Source organism: Pseudoalteromonas sp. MEBiC 03485, from assembly GCF_004195145.1.
GTDB lineage: Bacteria > Pseudomonadota > Gammaproteobacteria > Enterobacterales > Alteromonadaceae > Pseudoalteromonas > Pseudoalteromonas apostichopi.
The window spans coordinates 1758812-1776688 of sequence record NZ_SGBT01000001.1 but is presented as its reverse complement, the minus strand read 5'-3'; the positions used below and the strand labels follow the sequence as shown (position 1 = coordinate 1776688).

Genomic DNA, 17877 nt, shown 5'->3' with positions numbered 1-17877 from the left:
GAAAACAAGTTCCTGAATATACCACAATTAATTTTTAGAGATATTAAAAAACGAGGCAAGTGCCTCGTTCTTATTTATCTAGTTATCTAGCTATTATTGGTAAAGCAAATATGGGGCTCGCTTGCGTTTAAAAGCACTTAAATCGGCTTGCCAGCTTTGCTTTATTTGCTGCTCAGTTTGGCCTGCTTCAATGGCTAAACGCAATTTATCAGTGCCTGCAAGTTTGTCCATAAAGTCAGCGCGTTCAAAAAATTCTTGCTCATTCGCGCTCAGCTGTTGGTATGCCGAAATAAACACACTTAAATCTAAGCCATGAATATCAGCATCTCGCAAGTCTTGACCAAATACTTCAACTTCTTTGAATTTAGGGTTCATTGAAGCGCCTTTAATCGCCCTTGGCGTGAAACTAAATTCACCCAATTTTACTGGTGAATAGCCCACCACTTGGAACGGAAAGTCAGTGCCACGACCAATAGTCACGGGTGTTGCTTCAAAGAAACATAGTGATGGATAAAGCGCAATTGACTGTGCATTCGGTAAGTTAGGGCTAGGCTTTATTGGTAGCTCATAAGCCATAGTACGGTCATAATTCGCAACGGGCACAACGCTTAGTTCAAGCTTATTAGCATCATTTATCCAGCCTTCACCTTTGATCATTTGAGCAAGTTCCGCCACTGTCATACCGTGCAAAACAGGAATTTCGTGCATGCCAACAAACGAACGAAATTGTGGGTCAAGGATAGGTCCATCAACATAGGCAATATTCGGGTTTGGTCTGTCTAGAACCACAACCTCTTTACTATTTTCAGCAGCGGCTTCCATCACGTAGTGCATTGAGCTGATGTAAGTGTAAAAACGCACACCGACATCTTGAATATCAAAAATAATGACATCTAAATCTGCAAGCATCTCAGGGCTTGGTTTTTTGTTACTGCCATAAATCGACACAACATCGATGCCAGTTTTAGCATCTACTGTGCTTTTAACATGAGCTCCAGCGTCATGATCGCCGCGAAAGCCATGCTCAGGGGCAAATATTTTGCTAACGACAACGCCTTTATCTAGTAATGCATCAACCAAATGTTGACCATTAACTACTGATGTTTGATTAACCACTAACCCGACACGTTTACCTTTTAGTGCTGGAACGTAGACTTGAAAATTAGCAGCCCCCACTTGCAAAGGCTGGGTTTTCTCAGGTGCTTGTACAGGCGTTTCTTGGCAACCTAAAAGCGCGAAACAACTAACGAGTAAAACAGCTAAAAAACGCATTATTCTTCAACCGCCTTACGTAAAAAGCCGCCGGCTTTTGAAAGTAACTGTTTTGCTTCAGGCGCAGGTTTTCCTGTTAGCACAATTAAAATAGCAAGTTTAGCACTTTGATCTGCTTGCTTTAATGCATCAACAGCTTGCTGCTGAGTACAGTCTGTTGCTTGCATAACAATACGAATAGCACGAGCATATAGTTTTTCATTACTAGCATTCACATCAACCATCAGGTTTTTATACACCTTGCCAGTGCGGATCATGCTAGCTGTACTTAGCATATTAAGTACGAGTTTCTGCGCAGTGCCCGATTTCATTCGTGTTGAGCCAGTTACGGCTTCAGCTCCAACAACAGGACAAATGCCGATTTGAGGTAAAAGCATCACCGCTGAATTTGGATTACATGTGACACCCACAGTCACACAACCGAGTGATTTAGCGTATTCAATTGCCGAGCAAACATAAGGAGTACGGCCACTGGCAGCAATGCCAACCACCACGTCTTTACTATTTAAATTAACATTTTTTAAGTCTTCAACGGCAAGTGTCGTACTATCTTCAGCACCTTCAACAGCCTTCTTAACAGCAGTGTCACCACCGGCAATAATACCCAACACTTGCTGATCGCTCACGCTATAGGTAGGAGCACATTCAACCGCATCTAAAATCCCTAAACGACCACTAGTGCCTGCCCCAATGTAAATCAACCTACCGCCATTTTGAAAGGCTTCGACTACGTGGTCTACCGCTTCACTAATTTGCGGGATAACTAATTTAACCGCCTCAGCCACTTTGTGATCTTCATTATTGATTTTAGTGAGGATCTCAGTGGAGCTGAGCAGATCGATATCCAAAGTGTCTGGGTTTTGTCCTTCGGAGACAATGCCGTTTAACTCTTCGAGTAACTCACGCTGTTGCTTAAATACGTGCTCAGGGCTCATTGGGTTGTCCTTTTTCAATAATGTCATGGTAATGCTCTGCTGCTAAAATCGCAGCACCAGTTAATGAATCTCCCTTGCAAGGAGATAATTCGTTTTGTAAAGCAAGTGGCAATAATGGTTGGCTAACTTTCGCCAAACCACCAATTAAAATCACTGGTAATAGTGAGTTTCCTCGGCTTTTATTAATTAACTGAACTACCGATTGAGTGTGCTCTGTTAATACACTATTTGCCGCTTTACAGTCATTTTTCAAGCTAAACACTAAAGGACTAAATGCTGCATAGTCCGCAGGTTTTGCTTGTTTAAGCCAACTACTAATTGCTTGTCGAGTGCATCCTAGCTGCTCACTCAAACGAATCGTTAATCGGCTTTTTGGTAAATCATAAATATCTATATCGTTTAATAATTGCTGCACAGCCATAAGACCTATACGGGCACCACCGCCAAAATCATCAACAGTAAAGCCCCAGCCACTAACCAACTTTGTTTGCTTTTGAGCATTTAATCTTGCTCCGACAGCACCTGTGCCAAGTGCAATAACTACACATGGCTCGCCAAGGTTTGCACCATATAATGAAGTAATTGCATCACTGGTGATTTGCAAACTGGCAAATTCAATTTCGTACACCAGTTTAAGCATCACTTTTAATTGCTCAGCAAGGCTTACCGATGAGCCACCAGCCACTCCCATAACGGTGACGATTTCACTTGGCTCTGCGCCACTTTGCTGGCATACATCGCGGGTCACTTTAACAATATTTTCTAACGCTAAATCAAGATCATTCGAAATTGATGCAGAACCTGCCTGAGCATGAAAAACAGCATCACCTGCCAGCTCCTTAAGCTCAGCTAACACTTTAGTGCCGCCACCATCAATGGCTAGAATATAGCGAACTGCCATTTATGCACTCTTCTCGTTCGATGATTTACCAAAGCAACACACAAGTGTCGCAAGCAAAGTGCCTATACACAGTTGCCAAGTAAATCCTAGGTAAAAACGCATTGTCTCAGGTAGTAACCAGTCAATCATGTATGGCTGCATTAATAAGGTCACCATAAAACCTGCTATCAGCGCAGCTAACACTGAGCCTTCACTGCCACGTTTGGTGAACAACGTCGTAAAGTACACACCTAACAAGCCACTGTACGAGAACACCATCACACTTAAAGCAAATTTTAATAATGGCATATCACTGTATTGCTGCCAGAAATAACAAAGAATAGCCATTAGCGCTAAGGCAAGGCTCACCACTGCCATACCGACACGACCTGCTTTGACAAAGTGATGATCACTAACTTGTTTATTATGTTTTTCTAAATACGGACGATAGATATCTTGTACGATGACTGAAGACATCGAACTAAGCCCTGAGTTCAACGTAGAAATAGCGGCAGCAATAATACCAACGCTCACCAAACCTTTAACTCCTGCTGGTACTTCGTTCAATACGTAGTACATAAAGATTGTGATTTTTTCGCCATTAAACTCTTGTACAACGGCTTGGCCTGCCTCGCTGTTCATCAATGCAGGTTGCTGATAAACAATATAAAGCAGAAAACCTATAAAGATAAAAATAGCCATAACGGGAATCACCATCACTACAGATAGTAATAACGCCTTACTGCCTTCTTTAGGGCTTTTACAGGTTAATAAACGCTGCGTCATATCTTGGTCTAATCCAAATGCAGCGATGTTTAAAAGTACAAAACCTGTTAAAACAGAGGCCATGTTAAACACCCCAGACGGGCCAAAATCTAAATCAAATTTAAACAGTGCTAGTTTAGAATCTGCACCTGGGCTTGGCTCATTGAGTGTTGCGATAATAGTCGAAAAATCAGCAGGAATAACGGCAAGTAAGCTCCATATGACCGCTATAGCAGCACTCACGTAAACAATACTTTGCAACACGTCTGAGTAAATAACACTGCGAATCCCCCCCAAAAAGGTATAAAGCAAGCCAGCAAGTGCTAACACCAGAGTAGCTATAACCACACTGTCTGCATCTATATTTCCGTATAAAATCATCGCCACGGCAATGGCCGCCATGTACAAACGCGCACCACTGGCAAACACACGGCCAAATAAATACATCAAGCCACTGCGACGCTTTGCCTTTGGACCGATGCGTTTTTCTAGTAGCTCATAAACCGTAAATACTTTTTGCTGATAGAACTTTGGAATTAAAAATGCCGATACGACAAAGGCGGCAATAAACGCACCGATATTAGTGGCTATGTAGGAAAAGTCACCTTGATAGCCTTGATCTGGCCCACCGATAAAGGTTGCTGCAGATTGTGAGGTAGCTAAAACAGAAATAGCCACCATCCAAGTTGGCATACTATTTCCGCCTAGAAAAAAATCTTGGCTTGAGTTAGCGCGTTTGCGATTAAACCACCAGCCACTTAGCAATAAAATAGCACCGTAACTTGCGAATACTAGCCAATCAAGTAAAGCGTAATTTGCACTCATTTATTATCCTAACCCAAACCTTAATGGAATATATTATTCCATCATTATGACAGAATTAAAATACTTTTATTTTATTATTTTTATTCAGCTAAGTTAGGTAATTGCCACTGACTTTGCTTTTGTTGATATTGCGCCTTGGTCAAGCTGACTAATAAAGGCTTTTTACGTTCATCTAACCAAGCAAGCAAAGCGTCCATATTGCGTTCTGTCATTGCTGTACAACCAGCTGTAGGCTTGCTAGGCGCACGCCATAAATGCATAAAGATACAACTACCCGCGCCATTGATATTGCTTGGATTATGCTTAACAACAATGCCTTTTTTATACAAATTATCTTGGCTGTATATATCACGGCGCATCCATTCTGAAGAGTCTTTTACTGCGTCTTCGCCTACTTGTGCTTTGTCGACCAGTTGATTGTAAAAAGGCGAGCCTTTCACATCAATGCAGTAATCGTTTGCAGTCATTGCTTGATAACTTAGGTTCGTTTGTAATGAATCTAAATACCCAAATGCAGTACCTAGCTCAAAAATACCAGCAGGCGCTTTACCATCCCCTTCTTGTTTTTGCTGACCTGGTTGTGCAGGGTGCAGCCCCACTCCCCAAGCAAGACCGGTACGACCAAGTACTACCGCATGTTGTTCGCCTTGTTGTTGCCATTTACCGGCGTCTTTTTCAAAGCGATACAGCGTGGCATCAATAGCATCACTGTCATTAGCGACCACCACCACGAGTTGCTGATGACTGTTATCAATAACAGGTTTAGGTGACTCTTTGCTTGCACAAGCCGTTAAACTCATAGCTGCAATAAGACTAACTAGTTTTTTCATGCTGGCCATACTCCGTTTGTTATTAGTTCAAGCCCTTTTATTGATTCAATACCAAGACCTGGTTTATCCGATAAGCTTATTTGAGGGCCGATAAACTCAACCCCACCTTGTACAGGGTCATACTGACCAAGAGCTGGACCATCTAGGTCAATTTTACTGATTTGTTGTGCTTTGGCAGAAGCTAAATGCGCAGCCCCTGCGACAGCAATACTGCCCTCTAGCATACAACCAATCATACATTCAGCTTGATATTGGGCTGTGATGTTAGCAATCTCAATTGCCCGGCTTAAACCGCCCGTTTTCATTAACTTGATGTTGATAATATCAACCGCTCCCAACTCTAAAAGCTGGATTACTTGCTTAGGTGAAAAGGCGCTTTCATCAGCCATAATCGGTGTATTCACCCGCTCAGTAATATATTTGAGGCCTTGAAAGTCACTGCTTTTTACTGGTTGCTCAACTAACTCTAACACCACGCCAGCTTGCTCAAGTTGTTGTAATGCAAACACAGTTTGTTTGGCATTCCAACCTTGGTTTACATCTAAACGTAATTGCGCCTTAGCAGCAAACCCCGCGTGGATTGCTTTGACACGTTCAATATCTTGATTAAGGTTATTGCCAATTTTTATTTTTAATACGTCAAAGCCCTGCTCAACGGCTAGCTGACAGTCACTGAGCATTTTATCTATGTTATCGACGCTAATGGTAATATCCGTTTTAAGTTCTGACTTACCGCCGCCAAGTAACTTATATAAAGGTGCTTGATAGAGCTTACCCCACAAGTCGTACACAGCCAGTTCTAGGGCGGCTTTTGCGCTACTGTTGCCAACCACGGTTGATTGAATAATTTGAGTGAGCTGGTTGATGTTTTCAATTTCTTGCCCCACCAACTTAGGCGCAATAAACTGCTTAATGACCGCTATCATCCCTTGATGGGTATCACCAGTGATAACCGGCGTTGAGGCCGCTGAGCCATAGCCAGTTTGACCACATTCAGTGTCGATTAAAACCACTAAGTCTTCGATAAAACTCACTTCTCTCAGTGCTGTTTTAAATGGGGTAACTAACGGCACTTTGAGCTTTGCAAAGCGAACAGCTTTAATTTTCATATCGGCCTCTAGCGAATACGCTTAATGTTATAAACACGGTCTAAATAACTGGTTTCTTGAGATAATCTTAGTGGCAATAAAGGTGTCACAGACACCCCATTCAAGGCACTACTATAAAAGCTGCCATCGCCTTTGTTGTAACCTAATCCTTTGACATCATGAATAACATACGGCTCGCCGTGATGCTCCCCTAAGTACATCATCACGTGACCAGGAATATAGATCAGATCGCCAATCGCCATATTTTTAACCGTTGGTATCTTGGCATCCGCAGCGGTATTCTTATCAAAACGATTATTTTGCCCGTATTCACTACTGCCTTGCTGCCCTGAATTACGCGGCATTAATAGGCCAAAGCTTTTATAAATTTCACCAACAAACCCGGTGCAGTCGCGGCCATTGTAATCATGCCCCCAACCATAACGCTCACCTAAAAACTTAAAGCCTTGTTTAATTAGATTTTGCTCGTTGTAGTCTAAGTAACCTAAATTTACATCGGCAGTTTTGCTGATCATCGCTGGTTTAATTACAAGTTGACCTTGCTCATCACGAGTAGGTAACTGTACAACATGGCTGGCATAGCTATTTTGGCCGTTTAGCAAATAAGGTACTTTCTCACTATCAACTAAGGGTAAGCGTACCCCCATATCTAGTTGCACTTCTGAGCGGCTTTCATCGTTTGGCACATAAGCAGTATTTACTTTTGCACCTGTCACAACCAAGAAGTTATCTTGTTCACGATAAGCTTTTATTTTATCCGCATCAGCAAAGGCAAGATCTTCGGCAGGTGCCCATGCTAAGTAGTTGTAAGCACGTACTAACAACCATTTTTTATCTGCACTTTGATGTAATACAGCCACAGCCTCACCCGGGAACATGCCACTTTCTTGGAAGCGATCTAAGTCTTGATCAAGGCCACTATTTAAAACCCGATCCCAAGTTGGAAATGTACGTAATGCAGTACGTTTAACTACCACTGCAAAACGCACCTTATTAGTATCTGCGACTTTATTAAGATTTAAGTTAGCCTGATATTTAGCAAAATCTTTCGCAGTGAGTTGTCGGCCATCGGTAAAAAAACGCGGGCTTTTTGGAATTGCACTTGCCGAGTGAATGGCACTTGTTAGCTCGTCTTTACTGAGCGATTTTTGGAAAGACAGTGGATCAACAATGTATTTATTATCTTTAATAAGTTTTTCGTTGAAGGCAGCAATTTGAGCCTCCGTCATAATCATTTTTGCCGATGCCCCTTGCGCTAACCAGTAGCTAGGAGAAAGCTGTGACTGCGTGACCCCGATAACATCTGATTGCCAATCTTCGGCATGCATGGGTGCACTAAAGGCAACACCTAAAGTAATTGATAAAGCGATAATTGAACGACGCATAGCTGTACCTTAATTCTTATTGAAAGCGTGAATCTAATAATTTTGTAAAAGCATGCTGCAATTTTTGCTGCATTTGCTTACCGACTGTCGGCAAATTGGCTTCGTCAGCCCCCTGAGTTGACTGCTGTACACTAAATGTAAACTCACGCCCACCTTGATAATTTCCTAGACACACATGTGCCAGCATCACGGCTTCTGTGGTGGAGCGCGTTTCACTTGGTCCCCAACCAATTTTTTGCCATACACGCCACTGCCCATTGGTTGCGCTATCGAGCACCTCTTTTGCAGAGCGACTATCATTTGGAGCAATAACATCTGCCAACGCATTTGTAACAATATGACTGATACCTACCATCATGCCGCCTACTTGAGCCTGTTCGTAGGTATGACCTGTGCCGTTAAGTAGCACATCAACATCACTTGCTTGTAAATAAGGCATTTGTGTACTTGGCTCACGCTGGTGACTAACCAAGCGCTTTAACCATTCAGCTTGAGCAAGTGTAGTCATTGCTTTGTTGCCCGTTAAGCCACAACTGTCGCAACGATATCCTAAATAGCCGGGATCATCACTGCTTGTTATATAATGAACGACTTTTGCATCAAGCTCATTATTTGCAGGGTTATGCCAATACTCGTCTGATGGCATAAACTGCTCTGAGCCATATGCGCCGTTAAATAACAAACGCTCATCCTGTAGTTTGAGCCAGCCATCATTAAAAAGTCCACGTAAGTACTCTCGCCCTGCCACATTCACAAAATAACTGGCAATAGCATTTGAGTTGCCATCGGCTTTACCAAATGCTTCATAGCTATTAATACTGCTGATCAAATCTGCCAGCGCTGTATCACCTGCATAGAGTGTTGCACCAAGCTCTGGGTGGGTTTGTCTTACTTTAGATAGCGCACCGCTAAATGCTTGAATTTTTGATGAGCTCCAAGGCTCATACAATTTATTATGGCTGCCATCACTTAAATAGCGATAGGCTAGCTGCCCTGCCTGTACTTGATAATCTATTAATAGAAATTTACCTGGCTGCTCAGAGGCTAAGAAATACTGCCAATCGGCCGCCACTCTGTTTTGCCAACCTGCCTGTTGATAATTAACCTCAGTTGCTGATTTATAGCCTGGCTGCTGACTTTCACCTTCCAGTGATAAGCAACCAGTATTTTTTAAATCTTTTGGCAAAATAGCGGGAGCTAACATTACCTGCTCAAAGTATTGTTGGTCGGTTAATGGGTTTTTTTCTGTGTTCGCTTCACAACCAGTCAAAAGCATCAAGCCGCAACTTATAGCCAGCCGTTTTTGATATGCACCTTTCGCATACATAAAATAAAATTCCCACTTGTTATTTTTTTTGGAATATTTTATTAAATCTAACACAATTTCTTCATGAAGCAAATTAACTCGGTTTTATTGCCTATAAGACGCTGGCTTAAAAAATAATTTAACGATTAAAGTCTATCGTCTCGAAGGGGTATTGTTCATCGTCTGGAGCGACATTATCTTAATGCGCGATGCGCGCGAAACAAGTTTCACGCCTACTGGGTGTATTTTTTGTATTTTGAGTTGGGGTTTAATTTGTGGAGTGGAAGCGTGATGTTCACGACTGAAGTCGCTGCTACGAATATTACGATAATAAACGCGATATAAAATCGCTGCTACAGGTTTATATCGAGTTTTCAAGCTCCTACGCGAATTGCAGGCACAAAAAAACCGACTTTCGTCGGTTTATGTCACTTTCCAGAAGAAAGTGGCGGACGCGGGAGGATTCGAACCTCCGACCGCCTGGTTCGTAGCCAGGTACTCTATCCAGCTGAGCTACGCGTCCGCAATGGTTCTGCTTATTTACGTCTTGCAATGACGGTGTTATTAAAACACAAAAAAACCGACATTTAGTCGGTTTGCACTTTCGAACATTGCAGTATGAATGTATAGAAAGTGGTGGGCGCAGGAGGATTCGAACCTCCGACCGCCTGGTTCGTAGCCAGGTACTCTATCCAGCTGAGCTATGCGCCCACATTCTATTTTAGTTAGTTTAAGTCTCACTAAGACTTTTCAAAAGTGGTGGGCGCAGGAGGATTCGAACCTCCGACCGCCTGGTTCGTAGCCAGGTACTCTATCCAGCTGAGCTATGCGCCCACATTTTGATTTTAGTAAAGGATGGTGGGCGCAGGAGGATTCGAACCTCCGACCGCCTGGTTCGTAGCCAGGTACTCTATCCAGCTGAGCTATGCGCCCATTCTTTACTTTACAAGAAAACCATTTAAAAAATGGTGGAGAAGGAGGGATTCGAACCCTCGATAGAGCTACAAACCCTATACTCCCTTAGCAGGGGAGCGCCTTCGGCCACTCGGCCACCTCTCCGTCTTGTGGGGCGTATAATAAAGATTTCAGGAAATATGTCAAACACTTTTCAAGGAAAATCGTATAGATGGTTATAGATTGTCCATAACGAGCTAAAACAGCTTATTTTTGTTTATCCTTTCGCCACTTTTTCTTTATCACTCAACGGCTCAAGACCCGTCAATGGGATCAGCTCATCGGTTAATTCAGCGAGGTATTGATCTTGGTAACCTAATTGTTGAAATTCAGCTATACAAGCACGATAAAAATCTTCACGTTGATGCTCGTTTTTATTTGTATCTGTTGGCAACTGCGAAGGCTTTTTTGTCATTAGAATTAAGTCCATTTATGCGTTGAACGAATATGGCGCAATGATGTCATATCTTGGCTAAAAAAAACACTATCCAACTTTAGGTTTGTATAAAAAATTTACAATCTAGTAACTTTATTTGAAGGCTAATTCGGTATTTCTTTTTAGATCAGCTAATTACAATTTAGTAGTAAATTTGTGAGTAATAAAAATCAGAAATTTCTGATAAAAAAACGCCGCTAAAAAGCGGCGTTTTTAAAGACTTTTAGCTGATTAGTCAGCTTGAGGACGCATGTGTGGGAATAGGATCACGTCTTTAATCGTTGGTGAGTCTGTAAATAACATCACCAGACGGTCGATACCAATACCCTCACCCGCTGTTGGAGGTAAACCATACTCTAATGCGCGGATGTAGTCTTCATCGAAGTGCATTGCTTCATCATCACCCGCATCTTTCTCTTCAACTTGACGCGTAAAGCGCTCAGCTTGGTCTTGTGCATCATTAAGCTCAGAGAAACCATTCGCTAACTCGCGGCCACCAACGAAGAATTCGAAACGGTCAGTCACAAATGGGTTTTCATCGTTACGACGTGCAAGTGGTGACACTTCCCACGGATAAGCGGTAATGAAAGTAGGTTGAATTAACTTATGCTCAGCAGTCTCTTCGAAGATTTCACATAAGAACTTACCTGGGCCCCATACACAGTTTTCAGGGATCTTAACGTGTACTTGCTTCGCATATGCTTTAAGTTCTTCAAAATGATTTTCTGGGTCATTAAATACCGCTGCATCGAAGTCAGGGTTGTACTTAAGAATAGCTTCGCTCATAGTTAGACGAGCAAAAGGCTGACCAAAATCGTACTCTACCGAATCAACCACTTCACCGTTTTCATCTTTAGTTGTGTTTACAACAATTGGTGAACCAAGTACGTCTGTAGCAACAGTACGTAACATGTCTTCAGTAATGTTCATCAGATCAATGTAATCAGCGTAAGCCTGGTAGAATTCGATCATCGTGAATTCTGGGTTATGACGTGTAGATAAACCTTCGTTACGGAAGTTACGGTTGATTTCGAATACACGCTCAAAACCACCAACGACTAAACGTTTTAGGTAAAGCTCAGGTGCGATTCGTAAATACATATCGATATCAAGTGCATTATGGTGTGTTACGAATGGACGTGCAGACGCACCACCTGGGATCACTTGTAGCATCGGCGTTTCAACTTCCATGAAATCACGCTCAGCTAAGAAACGACGAATACCTTCAACAACTTTTGAACGAATACGGAACGTTTCACGTGTCGCATCATTAGTAATTAAATCAACATAACGTTGACGGTACTTTGTTTCTTGGTCAGATAAACCGTGGAACTTTTCAGGTAACGGACGTAATGACTTAGTCAGTAACTCGTACTCAGTCATTTCTACGTATAGGTCACCTTTACCAGACTTATTTAGTGCGCCTTTAACACCGATGATGTCACCAATATCTAGTTGACCGTATTTAGCTTTTAATTCTTTTTGTACGTCTTTTGATGCGTACGCTTGAATTTGGCCTTTCATATCTTGTAATGCTAGGAAAGGACCTCGTTTAGCAAGGATACGACCAGCAACTGATACAACGTGTTGTTCAGCAACTAATTCTTCTTTCGATTTATCACCAAACTCAGCTTGCAAATCAGCCGTGTAATGTTCACGACGGAATTGGTTTGGATGACCGTTGGCTGGGCAATTTTCGCGGATTGCGTCTAATTTGCCACGACGCTCAGCGATTAACTTATTTTCGTCTTGGATTTGATCAGTCATTTTTTAGCTCTTTTTTAGCTTGGTGGTTATAGGCCAGATTTAAGGCTGGCTTCAATAAATTTATCTAAGTCGCCGTCAAGAACCGCTTGAGTGTTACGGTTTTCAACACCTGTACGCAAATCTTTAATGCGAGAGTCATCAAGTACGTATGAACGTATTTGACTACCCCAGCCAATGTCAGATTTAGCATCTTCTTGACTTTGCTTCTCTGCATTCTGCTTTTGAATTTCAAGTTCAAACAACTTCGCTTTTAGCTGTTTCATTGCTTGGTCTTTATTCTTATGCTGTGAACGCTCATTTTGGCACTGTACAACAGTATTCGTTGGTATGTGAGTAATACGAACCGCAGATTCTGTCGTATTTACGTGCTGACCACCGGCACCTGATGCGCGGTAAACGTCAATACGTAAGTCAGCCGGATTAATATCAATTTCGATATTATCGTCGATTTCTGGATATACGAATGCTGATGCAAACGAAGTATGGCGACGACCACTCGAGTCAAATGGGCTCTTACGAACTAGACGGTGAACACCTGTTTCTGTTCGCAGCCAACCGTATGCATATTCGCCAACAAAGCGCACTGTTGCACCCTTAATACCAGCCACATCACCGTCAGTTGCTTCAACTAGCTCAACTTTAAAGCCTTTTGCTTCACCCCAGCGTAAGTACATACGCAACAGCATGTTACACCAGTCTTGAGCTTCAGTACCGCCAGAACCTGATTGCAAATCAAGGTAAGCATCGTTTTGGTCATGATCGCCTGAGAACATTCGACGGAACTCTAGCTTTTCAAGTTGTGCGTTTAAATCGCCCAATTCAGCTTCTGCTTCAGCAAAGGTTTCTTCATCTTCAGCTTCAACTGCAAGCTCTACTAAACCTTCAACATCTTCGGTACCTGCCACTAGATTATCAATGGTCTCTACGATAGCTTCGAGTGCCGACTTTTCACGGCCAAGGGCTTGAGCTCGTTCTGGCTCATTCCACACGGCTGAATCTTCAAGTTCTGCGTTAACTTCTTCTAACCGCTCTTTCTTAAGAGGGTAGTCAAAGGTACCCCCGAAGCAGTTCAGTACGTTCGCGAATTTCCTTGATTTGATTAATCACAGGATTCACTTCAAACATGTACATTACTCCAAAATGGCTGATTTACCGTGCACCGATATCGACGATAATTACGGTAAATTATCTACAAATATTAAAAACGCCCGATTTTAACAAAAAACCGAGCGTTTTATTAGCCTTTTATGTCGATTATAACGATATTTTTATGTCGCTTTTTGTAGCTCTCGAATAATCAACTGTAAGGTAAATTTACCACGGAATTCATTTATATCGAGTTGGTAAGCTGCTTTTACATAACGCACTTCGGTATCTGGCCATGCACGCACATCCACGCCAAATGCAATCCCATCAACTAACCGCCCAGACTGATGTTTTAAAACTAGTTTTAGGTGTTTTTCGCCAACAATTCGCTGCTGTATTACTTCGAATACATGTTCGAACACTGGCTCAGGAAATTGCTGCCCCCAAGGACCTGCATTTTTTAGTTGATTGGCAAACTCCATCGAAAAGCAATCATTTGGCAGCTCACCATCGGTAAGTAAGATGCTTTGCTTATGCTCTTCAGTAAGAGTATCTGTCACCATTTGCTCAAACACTGTTTTAAACTCATTAAAACAGTGTTCATTGATACTCAGCCCCGCCGCCATAGCATGACCACCAAATTTACTGATCAAATGCGGATAGAGAGTATTTACTCGCTCTAGTAAATCACGCATATGCAGCCCTTCAATGGAACGACAAGAACCTTTTATTTCGCCGTTATCGCCAGCTGCAAAAATAATCGTAGGACGGTGATACTTTTCTTTTAAACGACCAGCCAAAATACCAATCACACCTTGATGCCAATCAGCTTGGTATAGACAAATGGCATCAGGTACGGACTCGGTTTTGAATGCTAAACGGTCAAGCACGGCTTGTGCTTCAGTTTGCATGCCCTGCTCTATTTCACGGCGCTCGTGATTAAGGCTGTCGAGCTCACTGGCAATACGGCGTGCTTGATTTATATCGCTAGATAACAAACAGGCTATACCTAAACTCATATCATCTAAACGCCCTGCTGCATTTAAGCGTGGCGCTAATGAAAAACCAAAGTCACTGGCACTTAAACGCCCTGCATTGCGATTTGCCACTTCAATAAGTGCACTAATTCCGGGCCGTGTTTTACCACTGCGAATGCGTGCTAAACCTTGATGAACTAAGGTACGGTTATTGGCATCAAGAGCGACCACATCGGCAACGGTACCAAGGGCTACAATATCAAGTAACTCAGCCAAATTTGGCATTGGCTGATGCTGAAAATATCCTTGCTCACGTAAGTGGCTTCGTAAAGCAATAAGTAAATAAAAAGCGACCCCAACGCCTGCTATCGACTTCGATGGAAACTGACAGTCATGACGATTCGGATTCACAATGGCATCGGCATCTGGCAAGGACTCACCTTGCAAGTGATGATCAGTCACCAGCACTTTAATACCAGCTTTCTTTACTATAGCAATACCATCAATACATGAAATACCGTTATCAACGGTGATCACAAGCTCAGGCTGCATGGAAACGATTTGCTCTGCAAGTGCAGGGCTTAGGCCATAACCAAGGCTGAATCTGTCTGGTACTAAATAATCAAGATTCTTTAAGCCAAACATAGCAAGACCTTGCATCAAAGTTGCAGTGCTGGTTGCACCGTCAGCATCAAAGTCTCCTACAATTAAAACGCGGCTTTGTGCGGCAATTGCTTCTTGCAATAACGCAACAGCTTTGTCGATGTCTTTAAACAGCTTAAAGTCATGTAATGTCGCAGCGCTGTTATCGAGTTCAGTAGCATTTTGCACCTGTCGAGTCGCGTAAATCTGCTTGATAACAGGGTGTAAATGGTGCGGTAAGTGTGAATCATCAACACGTGGACGAGCTTGAATTATTTTTTCCATGTTGGAAACGGTACTTCTTAAGCAAAGGCAAGTAAAAAGGCCTACAACAAATAGGCCTTTTCGTTTAAAAAACAGTTATGAAGATGTTTTTGGTAAAGCATCAAGTGCTTGGCTGATTTGCGCAGCTGATTGATAACCTGGGATCATCGTGCCATCTTCTAAAATAATTGCTGGTGTCCCCGACATACCAAAACTTTGACCAAGTTGGTAATGCTCTGCAATTGGTGCGTGACAACCAGGCACCGCTGCTACTTCTGCACCCGCTTTTGCTTCTGTTAAAGCTTCAGCTGGATCTTTAGCACACCATACATTCATTAAATCTTGATACCCTTTACCACGTAAACCACCACGTGGGAAAGCAAGGTATTTAACTGTGATACCCGCTTCTAAGAAATCATCAAGTTCACGGTGTAACTTACGGCAATAACCACAGCTAATGTCAGTAAACACCGTGATTGAATGCTTTTCGTTTTTCGCTTTGTAAACGATCATCGAATCTTCGTATTCAGCTATACCTTCTTTACGTACATCGCTCAGTGCATGCTCTGTTAGGTTAACTCGGTTATTAAGGTCAATCAGTGTTCCTTGCATAAGAAATTGACCGTCAGGGCTTGCATACAGCACGCCTTTGTCAGTAATTAGTTCTTTAAGGCCTGCCACTGGGCTTGGATTGATTTGCTTAACGGTTACGCCTAATTCGGCAAACTTAGCAATAATTGGGGCATCAGCAGCGTCTGTTGTTGATACGCCATTGGCAAACACATTTAAGCTTGTGCCTAGTAGTGCTGTGGCTAAAACTAACTTTTTCATAAATATCCTATATCCTGATCATTTTTTATATAGACCGGTACATCTTTAAAAATCTTGCACTAAGCTCGTGGATGATGTTGCTCGTGTACCGACTTCAATCTTTCATTCGCTACATGGGTATAAATTTGTGTTGTTGATAAGTCACTGTGACCTAACATCATTTGCACGACTCTAAGGTCCGCCCCATGATTAAGCAAATGCGTTGCAAACGCGTGTCTGAGCGTATGCGGTGATAACGGCGATTCAACTGATGCCAAAATAGCATAGTGTTTGATGCGATGCCAAAAAGTTTGTCGCGTCATACCAATCCCACGCTTAGATGGGAACACAAAGTCAGTGGCATGCTTTATCATTTGCGAACGGCCCACTTTTAAGAATTGCTCAAGCCAATACATTGCTTCTTCACCCAAGGGAACTAAGCGCTCCTTATTACCCTTACCTTTTACAAAAACCACAGCTTGGCGCAAATTAATTTGCTCCATTCTGAGCCCCACCAGCTCAGTAACACGAAGCCCTGTAGCATATAAAAGCTCAAGCATGGCTTTATCGCGAAGTCCCATAGGGTCTTCTATGTCTGGGGCTGCAAGCAATGCTTCTACTTCGGCTTCGGATAGTGTTTTCGGTAATGATTGCCCAGCTTTTGGTTGAGCAATGTTTACCATGGGTGAATCTGCAATCACTTTTTCGCGCACAAAATACTGATAGAAACGTTTCAGTGCACTAATGCTACGTGCGGTGCTGCGCGACTTCAGTCCTAGATCGACGCGGTAAGCTAAATAAGCTTCGATATCATCTGAGCTAACGGCAAGAAGGTCTTTATCTTTTATAAATTGGCAAAACTTTTCAAGGTCACTGCGATAGGCCGCCAATGTATTTTCGCTGACGCCTTGCTCAAGATACAGAGTATCTAAAAATAACTCTAAATGTTCGGCGTTATTTGCTGTCATTACACCTTTTTGTGCTTGTGAATTATTATCAGCCACGCGTACTCTCATCCTTATCAAGGTATCAATTGATTATACCTTACGGTAAACTTAGGCCTATCATATCAGGCAAATACACAGTGATAAATACGATGCAGATTGGTTTATTTTATGGTTCTACAACCTGCTACACAGAAATAGCGGCAGAGAAAATTCGCGATATTATTGGCCACGACATAGTGAGCCTTCACAATATCAAAGATGAGCCATTAAAAAATGCAGAGCAATTTGATTTCGTTATCTTCGGCATCTCAACTTGGGACTTTGGTGAGCTGCAAGAAGATTGGGAATCAATCTGGGACGACATTAAAGATGTTAACTTAAACGGCAAAACCGTGGCTCTGTTTGGAATGGGTGATCAACAAGGTTATGGTCAATGGTTCCAAGATGCACTTGGCATGTTACACGATGAGATTTGTGATCAGAGTATTACCTTGCTCGGTAAATGGCCTAACGATACAAGTTATGAATTCGAAGCCTCAAAAGCGCTCACAGAAGATGGTAAACAGTTTGTAGGCTTAGCCCTTGATGAAGACAGCCAATACGAGCTGAGCGATGACCGTATTGCAACCTGGGTTGAGCAAGTAATGACTGAATACAGCGAAAGCTTGTAACATCCTGTTATTTATA

General features: G+C 42.4%; 15 protein-coding genes and 5 tRNA genes. 1 reads left to right on the top strand and 19 read right to left on the bottom strand.

Features of this window, described 5'->3' with window-relative positions:
* Nucleotides 1-93: 93 nt before the first annotated feature.
* From EVU92_RS08190 to xerD, 19 genes are all read right to left on the bottom strand, one after another.
* Nucleotides 94-1272 carry a DUF1343 domain-containing protein gene (locus tag EVU92_RS08190; protein WP_130050803.1) on the bottom strand — a complete coding sequence of 393 codons (1179 nt, stop codon included), beginning with the start codon at nucleotides 1270-1272 and terminating at the stop codon, nucleotides 94-96.
* The gene (gene murQ / locus EVU92_RS08185; protein WP_130050802.1) at nucleotides 1272-2207 is read right to left on the bottom strand and encodes an N-acetylmuramic acid 6-phosphate etherase; all 936 of its coding nucleotides are present in this window, start codon (nucleotides 2205-2207) and stop codon (nucleotides 1272-1274) included. The genes EVU92_RS08190 and murQ overlap by 1 nt, the downstream gene beginning before the upstream one ends.
* On the bottom strand, nucleotides 2197-3108 hold the full coding sequence (locus EVU92_RS08180; RefSeq protein WP_130050801.1) for a BadF/BadG/BcrA/BcrD ATPase family protein: 912 nt from the start codon (nucleotides 3106-3108) through the stop codon (nucleotides 2197-2199). Before EVU92_RS08180 ends, murQ begins: the two co-directional genes overlap by 11 nt.
* On the bottom strand, nucleotides 3109-4677 hold the full coding sequence (locus EVU92_RS08175) for a sodium:solute symporter (protein ID WP_130050800.1): 1569 nt from the start codon (nucleotides 4675-4677) through the stop codon (nucleotides 3109-3111).
* An 80-nt stretch (nucleotides 4678-4757) separates the two neighbouring features.
* Nucleotides 4758-5507, bottom strand: a complete 750-nt coding sequence (locus EVU92_RS08170) for a L,D-transpeptidase family protein (protein ID WP_130050799.1) — start codon at nucleotides 5505-5507, stop codon at nucleotides 4758-4760.
* The gene (locus EVU92_RS08165; RefSeq protein ID WP_130050798.1) at nucleotides 5504-6616 is read right to left on the bottom strand and encodes a dipeptide epimerase; all 1113 of its coding nucleotides are present in this window, start codon (nucleotides 6614-6616) and stop codon (nucleotides 5504-5506) included. The genes EVU92_RS08170 and EVU92_RS08165 overlap by 4 nt, the downstream gene beginning before the upstream one ends.
* Before the next feature lie 8 nt (nucleotides 6617-6624).
* Nucleotides 6625-8001, bottom strand: a complete 1377-nt coding sequence (locus EVU92_RS08160) for an SH3 domain-containing protein (RefSeq protein ID WP_130050797.1) — start codon at nucleotides 7999-8001, stop codon at nucleotides 6625-6627.
* Between the two features lie 16 nt (nucleotides 8002-8017).
* Nucleotides 8018-9277 carry a hypothetical protein gene (locus tag EVU92_RS08155; RefSeq protein ID WP_130050796.1) on the bottom strand — a complete coding sequence of 420 codons (1260 nt, stop codon included), beginning with the start codon at nucleotides 9275-9277 and terminating at the stop codon, nucleotides 8018-8020.
* 476 nt (nucleotides 9278-9753) lie between these two features.
* Nucleotides 9754-9830, bottom strand: a tRNA-Arg gene (locus tag EVU92_RS08150).
* Between the two features lie 111 nt (nucleotides 9831-9941).
* Nucleotides 9942-10018, bottom strand: a tRNA-Arg gene (locus EVU92_RS08145).
* Nucleotides 10019-10064: 46 nt separating this feature from the next.
* Nucleotides 10065-10141, bottom strand: a tRNA-Arg gene (locus EVU92_RS08140).
* Between the two features lie 22 nt (nucleotides 10142-10163).
* Nucleotides 10164-10240 (bottom strand) — tRNA-Arg (locus EVU92_RS08135).
* Between the two features lie 33 nt (nucleotides 10241-10273).
* Nucleotides 10274-10366 (bottom strand) — tRNA-Ser (locus EVU92_RS08130).
* Between the two features lie 112 nt (nucleotides 10367-10478).
* The gene (locus EVU92_RS08125) at nucleotides 10479-10676 is read right to left on the bottom strand and encodes a hypothetical protein (protein WP_130050795.1); all 198 of its coding nucleotides are present in this window, start codon (nucleotides 10674-10676) and stop codon (nucleotides 10479-10481) included.
* A gap of 252 nt (nucleotides 10677-10928) precedes the next feature.
* On the bottom strand, nucleotides 10929-12464 hold the full coding sequence (gene lysS, locus EVU92_RS08120; protein WP_130050794.1) for a lysine--tRNA ligase: 1536 nt from the start codon (nucleotides 12462-12464) through the stop codon (nucleotides 10929-10931).
* Nucleotides 12465-12490: 26 nt separating this feature from the next.
* Nucleotides 12491-13589, bottom strand: a protein-coding gene (prfB, locus tag EVU92_RS08115) for a peptide chain release factor 2 (protein ID WP_130050793.1) whose coding sequence is annotated in 2 segments (ribosomal slippage) — nucleotides 12491-13513 and nucleotides 13515-13589 — 1098 coding nt in all. Because the reading frame shifts where the segments join, the coding sequence is not laid out codon by codon here.
* 143 nt (nucleotides 13590-13732) lie between these two features.
* A complete protein-coding gene (gene recJ, locus EVU92_RS08110) occupies nucleotides 13733-15454 on the bottom strand; it encodes a single-stranded-DNA-specific exonuclease RecJ (protein ID WP_130050792.1) in 1722 nt (573 codons plus the stop codon).
* A 75-nt stretch (nucleotides 15455-15529) separates the two neighbouring features.
* A complete protein-coding gene (dsbC, locus tag EVU92_RS08105; protein ID WP_130050791.1) occupies nucleotides 15530-16264 on the bottom strand; it encodes a bifunctional protein-disulfide isomerase/oxidoreductase DsbC in 735 nt (244 codons plus the stop codon).
* Nucleotides 16265-16323: 59 nt separating this feature from the next.
* Nucleotides 16324-17259: a site-specific tyrosine recombinase XerD gene (gene xerD / locus EVU92_RS08100; protein WP_130050790.1), complete on the bottom strand. Its 936-nt coding sequence runs from the start codon at nucleotides 17257-17259 to the stop codon at nucleotides 16324-16326.
* A gap of 80 nt (nucleotides 17260-17339) precedes the next feature.
* Between xerD and fldB the strand changes: the two genes are divergently transcribed.
* Nucleotides 17340-17861 (top strand): flavodoxin FldB, encoded by a 522-nt coding sequence (fldB, locus tag EVU92_RS08095; protein WP_130050789.1) that lies wholly within the window; start codon nucleotides 17340-17342, stop codon nucleotides 17859-17861.
* Nucleotides 17862-17877 lie beyond the last annotated feature (16 nt).

What these genes read in the sequence shown, in the direction of transcription:
- EVU92_RS08165 (WP_130050798.1), bottom strand. Translation starts at nt 6,616, where the DNA reads ATGAAAATTAAAGCTGTTCGCTTTGCAAAGCTCAAAGTGCCGTTAGTT.
- xerD (WP_130050790.1), bottom strand. Translation starts at nt 17,259, where the DNA reads ATGAGAGTACGCGTGGCTGATAATAATTCACAAGCACAAAAAGGTGTA.
- EVU92_RS08160 (WP_130050797.1), bottom strand. Translation starts at nt 8,001, where the DNA reads ATGCGTCGTTCAATTATCGCTTTATCAATTACTTTAGGTGTTGCCTTT.
- murQ (WP_130050802.1), bottom strand. Translation starts at nt 2,207, where the DNA reads ATGAGCCCTGAGCACGTATTTAAGCAACAGCGTGAGTTACTCGAAGAG.
- EVU92_RS08190 (WP_130050803.1), bottom strand. Translation starts at nt 1,272, where the DNA reads ATGCGTTTTTTAGCTGTTTTACTCGTTAGTTGTTTCGCGCTTTTAGGT.
- lysS (WP_130050794.1), bottom strand. Translation starts at nt 12,464, where the DNA reads ATGACTGATCAAATCCAAGACGAAAATAAGTTAATCGCTGAGCGTCGT.
- fldB (WP_130050789.1), top strand. Translation starts at nt 17,340, where the DNA reads ATGCAGATTGGTTTATTTTATGGTTCTACAACCTGCTACACAGAAATA.
- EVU92_RS08175 (WP_130050800.1), bottom strand. Translation starts at nt 4,677, where the DNA reads ATGAGTGCAAATTACGCTTTACTTGATTGGCTAGTATTCGCAAGTTAC.
- EVU92_RS08170 (WP_130050799.1), bottom strand. Translation starts at nt 5,507, where the DNA reads ATGAAAAAACTAGTTAGTCTTATTGCAGCTATGAGTTTAACGGCTTGT.
- EVU92_RS08180 (WP_130050801.1), bottom strand. Translation starts at nt 3,108, where the DNA reads ATGGCAGTTCGCTATATTCTAGCCATTGATGGTGGCGGCACTAAAGTG.
- dsbC (WP_130050791.1), bottom strand. Translation starts at nt 16,264, where the DNA reads ATGAAAAAGTTAGTTTTAGCCACAGCACTACTAGGCACAAGCTTAAAT.
- recJ (WP_130050792.1), bottom strand. Translation starts at nt 15,454, where the DNA reads ATGGAAAAAATAATTCAAGCTCGTCCACGTGTTGATGATTCACACTTA.
- EVU92_RS08125 (WP_130050795.1), bottom strand. Translation starts at nt 10,676, where the DNA reads ATGACAAAAAAGCCTTCGCAGTTGCCAACAGATACAAATAAAAACGAG.
- EVU92_RS08155 (WP_130050796.1), bottom strand. Translation starts at nt 9,277, where the DNA reads ATGCTTTTGACTGGTTGTGAAGCGAACACAGAAAAAAACCCATTAACC.